A 6,721-nucleotide genomic window follows, 5' to 3' on the forward strand; every position below is an offset into this window, starting at 1 on the left:
ACCGCCAGAAGGCGGTTTTTATTAAATGACAATTTTCAACAACAAATTATTGCTGTGGACGCATCGCTGGGAACAGAATTACGTCACGAATAGTGTGTGCATTAGCAAACAACATTGCCAGACGGTCAATACCGATACCTTGACCAGCCGTTGGTGGAAGACCGTGTTCTAGTGCAGTAATGTAGTCTGCATCGTAGAACATTGCTTCGTCATCACCAGACTCTTTCGCATCAACCTGTGCTTTAAAGCGAGCATCTTGGTCTTCTGCATCGTTAAGCTCAGAGAAACCATTCGCTACTTCACGGCCACCGATGAAGAACTCAAAGCGGTCTGTGAAAAACGGATTGCTATCGCTACGGCGCGCAAGTGGCGAGATATCCGCTGGGTAGCCAGTGATAAAAGTAGGCTGGATCAGTTTTGGCTCAGCCGTTTCACCGAAGATCTCTTCAAGAAGCTGACCACAAGTCCAGAAAGGCTCTACGTCGACATGAACAGATTTCGCGATAGAAACCATAAGATCACGGTTTTGGATATCTTCTTCTGTTAATGCTTGGATTTGAGCGTGGTTTGGATTGTAGTGTTTGATTGCTTCAAACATGCTCATGCGAGCATATTTGCCACCAAACTCAACCATTTCGTCACCGTAAGGCATCGCCGTTGCACCTAGAACATTGATTGCTACAGTGCTTAGCATCTCTTCTGTTAGATCCATTAGATCTTTGTAGTCAGAGTATGCTTGGTAGAATTCCATCATAGTGAATTCTGGGTTATGACGAGGAGAAAGACCTTCGTTACGGAAGTTACGGTTGATCTCAAACACACGGTCAAAACCACCTACGATTAGGCGTTTTAGGTATAGCTCAGGTGCAATACGTAGATACATGTCGATATCTAGCGCGTTGTGGTGAGTTACGAATGGACGAGCAGAAGCACCACCAGGGATTACGTGCATCATTGGTGTTTCAACTTCTAGGTAACCTTTAGAAGTCATGAAAGCACGAATTGCGCTTACTAACTTAGAGCGGATGATAAACGTATTACGTGAATCTTCGTTAACGATAAGGTCAACGTAACGCTGACGGTAACGCATTTCTTGGTCAGTCAGACCGTGGAATTTTTCTGGAAGCGGACGAAGTGCCTTAGTCAGCAACTCGTACTCATCCATGTTCACGTAAAGATCGCCTTTACCTGATTTGTGTAGCGCGCCTTTCACACCGATGATGTCACCGATATCTAGACCTTGGTATTTCTCTTTAAGCTCTTTTTGTACATCTTTAGATGCGTAAGCTTGAATACGACCTGAAGTTTCTTGAATCACAAGGAACGGACCACGTTTTGCCATCACACGACCAGCAATAGCAACGATATGGTTCAGCTCTTCTAGTTCTTCTTTTGTCTTTTCACCGAACTCAGCTTGTAGATCACCAGCTAGGCTGTCACGACGGAAATCATTCGGATGACCATTCGCTTTGCAGCTCTTACGGATGTGCTCTAACTTGCTACGACGCTCTGCAATCAGCTTGTTTTCTTCTTGCGCGATTTGTTCTTGATTCATTTCGTTTTGAACAGCATCAGTCATTTTGCATGTACCCTGTATTGTCGGTAAAAAGCTTAAAGGCCAGATTTCAGGCTAGCTTCAATAAATTTGTCTAAGTCACCATCAAGAACCGCTTGAGTGTTGCGGTTTTCAATTCCGGTGCGTAAATCTTTAATTCTAGAATCATCTAGTACGTATGAGCGAATTTGGCTACCCCAACCGATGTCAGATTTTGCATCTTCGTTCGCTTGTTTCTCAGCGTTTTGCTTCTGTAGTTCAAGCTCAAACAGTTTCGCACGAAGCTGTTTCATTGCTTGATCTTTGTTTTTATGCTGAGAACGGTCATTCTGACACTGCACAACCGTGTTGGTTGGAATGTGAGTAATACGTACCGCTGATTCGGTGGTGTTAACGTGCTGACCACCAGCACCCGATGCACGATATACGTCAATACGTAGATCCGCTGGGTTGATATCAATCGCAATATTCTCATCCACTTCAGGATAGATAAACGCAGAAGCAAACGAAGTATGACGACGACCGCCTGAATCAAATGGTGATTTACGAACTAAACGGTGAACGCCCGTTTCTGTGCGTAACCAGCCGTAAGCGTAGTCACCAATGATACGAACGGTTGCAGATTTCAGACCAGCAACTTCACCTTCGGAAACTTCAATCACTTCTGTTTTGAAACCTTTCGCTTCAGCCCAGCGCAAGTACATGCGTAGCATCATTGAAGTCCAGTCTTGTGCTTCAGTACCACCAGAACCAGATTGAAGATCGATATAGCAATCAGATGAGTCGTGATCACCAGAGAACATACGACGAAACTCAAGTTGTTCCAACTTAGCTTCTAGTTCAGCGAGTTCAGGACCGATTTCATCGAATGTTTCTTGATCTTCAGCTTCAACAGCGAGTTCAAGAAGTCCTTCAACATCATCAACACCTTGATCGAGTTGATTGATGGTCTCAACAACCAATTCTAATGCTGAACGTTCTTTACCTAATGCTTGTGCGCGTTCAGGTTCGTTCCATACATCTGGTTGTTCAAGTTCTGCGTTTACTTCTTCTAGACGCTCTTTCTTAGCGTCGTAGTCAAAGGTACCCCCTCAGGATATTCGTGCGCTCTGACACATCCTGAATGCGGTTTTTAATTGGATTGATTTCAAACATTTTTGCTTAAGCTTTATGAGTAGAATTTAACCGGAGAATTCTACTTAAAAATGTGATGAAGATACAGGAAAAATTGGGGATATTTTGATTGGAGGCTGTACAGAAAAACGAGGTGGTGTCTAGGTTTCGATAGCAATAAAAAAGAGGCGCTGAGTTCTGTATAAAAACAGTCTCAAACACCTCTTTTTAATCCAGCTCAAATTTATGCGGCTTTTTGTTCCAGTTCAGCTTTCGCAGAACCACCAACGAATGTCATCACAATCATCGCAGCAACTGTTGGTAACAACCACCCCATACCAATTTCAAACAGAGGTAGGAAGTTGAAGAATGAAACATCTAAACCAGACACTTTTGCTGCATCAATCAGAGCAAACAGTAGTGATACAAGAATCACCACACGGTACGCCGCTTGTGGGTTAGCAAGTTTAGTACGGATGAAAGTCAACGCAACCAATGCAATCGCAACTGGATACAGAGCAAATAGTACTGGCACAGAAAGAGCAATTAACTGCGCTAGACCAACGTTCGCGACTACTGCACACGCAACACCGTTAATCACAACCCATGCTTTGTATGAGATTGGAGTATGAGTGCTGAAGAAATCAGAACAAGCAGAGATAAGACCAATCGCCGTCGTCAAACAAGCAAGTAGAACGATCACTGATAGTACTAACTGACCTTTATCACCGAAGAGCGCAATAACATATTGACTTAGCACCACGCCGCCATTGTCTGCACCCATAGCCACAGATGAACTTGTCGCACCTAGGTAGAATAGCGAAATGTACACAAAAGCCAGACCTGCAGCAGCAATCACAGCCGCGCTGATAAGGTATTTGGTTGTTGCTTTCTCTTCAGTAATGCCTTTAGCACGCAGAGCATCCACAATCAGAATACCGAACATCAAAGCACCGAAGGTATCCATAGTGTTGTAACCTTCAAGGAAGCCTTTAGTGAGTGGCTGTGTTGCGTACTCACCTTGCGCTGAAAGCATTTGACCTTGTGGATCCATGAATACCCCAAGAGCCAAAACAATCAAACCGATGAAAAGAGCTGGCGTTAGAACTTTACCAATCACATCTATCAGTTTGCCTTGAGACCACGAGAAGAACATAGCCACAGCAAAGAACAATACAGAAAAAACAGTAAGGTTCAGGTCTGCAAATAGAGGTTTTACCGCCATTTCATAAGCCACTAAACCTGTACGAGGTGCAGCAAATGCAGGACCGATAATAATGAAGATTAAAGCAGCCATTACCAACGACGCTTTCGCTGGCAGGTGTTTTGTTAGGTGTTCCCAACTACCGCCAGAAATCGCGATTGCAATAATGGTTACTAGTGGGAGACCCACTGCTGTCAAAAGGAAACCGCTCATTGCAGGAAGTAAGTGGTCACCCGCTAATTGACCTGCTAGAGGAGGGAAAATAATGTTACCAGCGCCCAAAAAGAACGCAAAAAGCATAAAGCCTAAAGCTATAATATCTGTTAATTTTAACGACTGTTTCACAGATACCCCTTAATAATTATTTGTTAATGTAATACATCCTTCGCTTGAAAAACGGCTTTCCAATGCTCGAGAGAGGGGGCGAATAATGACGAAACTATCATCACTTCGCAACCCATGAGCCAAAAACACCACATAAATCCAAACATAAAGTAAAAAAGCAGTTCATAACACTAGATAAAAAAGCAAAACCAGAACAATAAACTATAAAATTACAATATAAAACCAACACAAAATAGAACAAAAATCTATACAACTATTCAACACCAGCGTTAGTCACTTAATTTTCAACAAAAACCGATATTTTCATGAAAAGTAGCACGTTAAACACTAAAGGCTTTAAATTTAAGCAATTTTCAATTGAAGGTGGACAAAGTGGTATGCCTGTCAGCACAGATGGCGTACTACTGGGCGCATGGGCTTTTCAGCGTTCATCGTTTTCAAATACACCTTCTCAACAGCAGCTTCCAATTTCAAACATACTGGATATCGGAACGGGCACAGGGCTTTTAGCCTTAATGTGCGCTCAAAGATTTCCCACGACTCAAATACAAGCCATCGACATTGATGAGCATGCTTTTCAAGCCGCTCAAATCAATATCAATAACTCACCTTGGTCTGAGCGCATTACCGTGAAGCAAGCTGATGTACTAAGCATTAACGATGGAATCACATTCGGTGCCATTATCTGTAATCCACCATATTTTAACGACGGGGAACAGTCACAGCATGCTCAGCGAGCCACTGCCAGACACACCGACACGTTAGAACATAAGCGCCTAATTGATATCACTTTCCAACTTTTGTCTGATGCAGGGATCGCCAGCTTTATTCTTCCAATAACAGAAGGTGAACAATTTATAGAGCTAGCGAAAAAGAATGGCTTTTACTTATCTCGATTATGCAAAGTGCAGCCGACGCCGAACAAACCCATCAGCCGACTTTTGTTTGAACTGAAAAAAGAACCGATTGATATTGAGGAATCAACGCTGATCATTCGCGATGATTTAGGCTACACTCAAGCCTTCACCGAGCTAACACGATCTTTTTATTTAAAGATGTAGAATTAAAGATGTGATCTGAGTGACGATCCATCTATAATGTGCGCCCCTAATTTTTACTGATCAGCGGTTGCTGATCGGCTTTGACTGCTCAGTCCGAGCGCTTGCGGAGTATTAACAGTGATCAAATCTTTTGCTGACTTAGAACTGGATCCAAACCTCATCGAGGCAATTGAAGAAATGGGCTTTGAGCGCCCTACTCAAGTTCAAGCCGAAGCAATTCCTCAAGCCCTCGACGGAAAAGATGTGTTTGCATCTGCACCAACAGGGACAGGTAAAACGGCTGCGTTTGTTATCCCAGCGCTGCAATACCTACAAGATTTCCCACGTAAGAAAGCAGGTCCAGCTCGTATTTTGATTCTCACGCCAACTCGTGAATTAGCGCTGCAAATCACAGAGCAAGCAAAAGCGTTGGCAAAATACACACACATGAACATCTTCAGTATCACTGGCGGTGTTCAATACCAAGAACACGCAGATGTTTTGGCAGCCACTCAAGATATCGTTGTAGCAACACCGGGGCGTTTATTGGAATACATTGACGCTGAGCGTTTCGATTGTCGTGCAATTGAATGGTTAATTCTTGACGAAGCAGACCGCATGCTAGACATGGGTTTTGGTCCGGTCGTTGACCGTCTATCAGCTGAATGTCGCTGGCGTAAACAGACCCTTCTATTCTCAGCAACTTTAGAAGGTAAAGGCGTTGATGGTTTCACAGCAGATTTGCTAAACGAGCCAGCAATTGTCAATGCAGAGCCACCACGTCGTGAGCGCAAGAAAATCACTCAGTGGTACCACCGTGCAGACGATATGGCACATAAGCTTGAGCTGTTAAAAACAATCTTAACCGAGCAGTCAGAGCGCGCCATCGTATTCTTGAAAACGCGTGAACGCTTGGCGGATCTTCGTACTGAATTAGAACGCGCACAGATCCCTTGCGTTTGGATCCAAGGCGAAATGCCACAAGATCGTCGTAACAATGCGATTTCACGTTTTCGCGATGGTACGGTAAACATCCTTTTAGCGACAGACGTTGCAGCTCGCGGTATTGATATCCCAGATGTCAGCCACGTGATTAACTTTGATATGCCACGTACCGCGGATGTGTATTTACACCGTATTGGTCGTACTGCTCGTGCGGGTAAGAAAGGTAATGCAATTTCTCTTATCGAAGCGCATGATCAGCCAATGATTGAACGTGTCGCTCGTTATATCAAAGAAGATATCAAAGAGCGTTACATCGAAGGTATGCGTCCTAAACACAAGAAAGCAGTATTTAAGAAGAAAAAACCGACTGCGGCTAAAAAGAAAAAAGACGCAGCGAAGAAGAAAGACACCGCTAAAAAGAAAACTACCGCGAAGAAAAGCAAATAATTCTGCGCGATGAATTCTGAGCTATAAATAGAAGAAAGCCGATGCAATGCATCGGCTTTCTTTTACCTGCAA

5 protein-coding genes are annotated in these 6,721 nt (G+C 43.6%); 2 read left to right on the forward strand and 3 right to left on the reverse strand.

Translation table 11 applies throughout. From position 1 onward, the window contains the following. Nucleotides 1–46: 46 nt before the first annotated feature. From lysS to brnQ, 3 genes are all read right to left on the reverse strand, one after another. Nucleotides 47–1,579: a lysine--tRNA ligase gene (lysS, locus tag ACOSVQ_RS20485; RefSeq protein WP_165312161.1), complete on the reverse strand. Its 1,533-nt coding sequence runs from the start codon at nt 1,577–1,579 to the stop codon at nt 47–49. A gap of 32 nt (nt 1,580–1,611) precedes the next feature. Further along, nucleotides 1,612–2,710 (reverse strand): peptide chain release factor 2 gene (gene prfB / locus ACOSVQ_RS20490; RefSeq protein WP_165312162.1). Its coding sequence is split into 2 segments (ribosomal slippage): nt 1,612–2,634 and nt 2,636–2,710, totalling 1,098 coding nucleotides; the frame shifts between segments, so codons are not numbered across the junction. A 202-nt stretch (nt 2,711–2,912) separates the two neighbouring features. Beyond that, nucleotides 2,913–4,217, reverse strand: a complete 1,305-nt coding sequence (gene brnQ, locus ACOSVQ_RS20495; protein WP_491984282.1) for a branched-chain amino acid transport system II carrier protein — start codon at nt 4,215–4,217, stop codon at nt 2,913–2,915. A gap of 305 nt (nt 4,218–4,522) precedes the next feature. Here brnQ and ACOSVQ_RS20500 point away from each other — a divergent pair, with 305 nt between their 5' ends. Both ACOSVQ_RS20500 and srmB read left to right on the forward strand, forming a co-directional pair. Further along, a complete protein-coding gene (locus ACOSVQ_RS20500; protein ID WP_491984283.1) occupies nt 4,523–5,278 on the forward strand; it encodes a tRNA1(Val) (adenine(37)-N6)-methyltransferase in 756 nt (251 codons plus the stop codon). 117 nt (nt 5,279–5,395) lie between these two features. Then, complete coding sequence (gene srmB, locus ACOSVQ_RS20505; protein ID WP_491984284.1) at nt 5,396–6,649, forward strand: ATP-dependent RNA helicase SrmB; 1,254 nt, start codon at nt 5,396–5,398, stop codon at nt 6,647–6,649. The last annotated feature ends 72 nt before the right edge of the window (nt 6,650–6,721 follow it).

This window comes from Vibrio sp. HM8-C, assembly GCF_058630515.1.

Coding starts and splice junctions, on each gene's coding strand:
- lysS (WP_165312161.1), bottom strand. CDS start 1,579: ATGACTGATGCTGTTCAAAACGAAATGAATCAAGAACAAATCGCGCAA.
- ACOSVQ_RS20500 (WP_491984283.1), top strand. CDS start 4,523: ATGAAAAGTAGCACGTTAAACACTAAAGGCTTTAAATTTAAGCAATTT.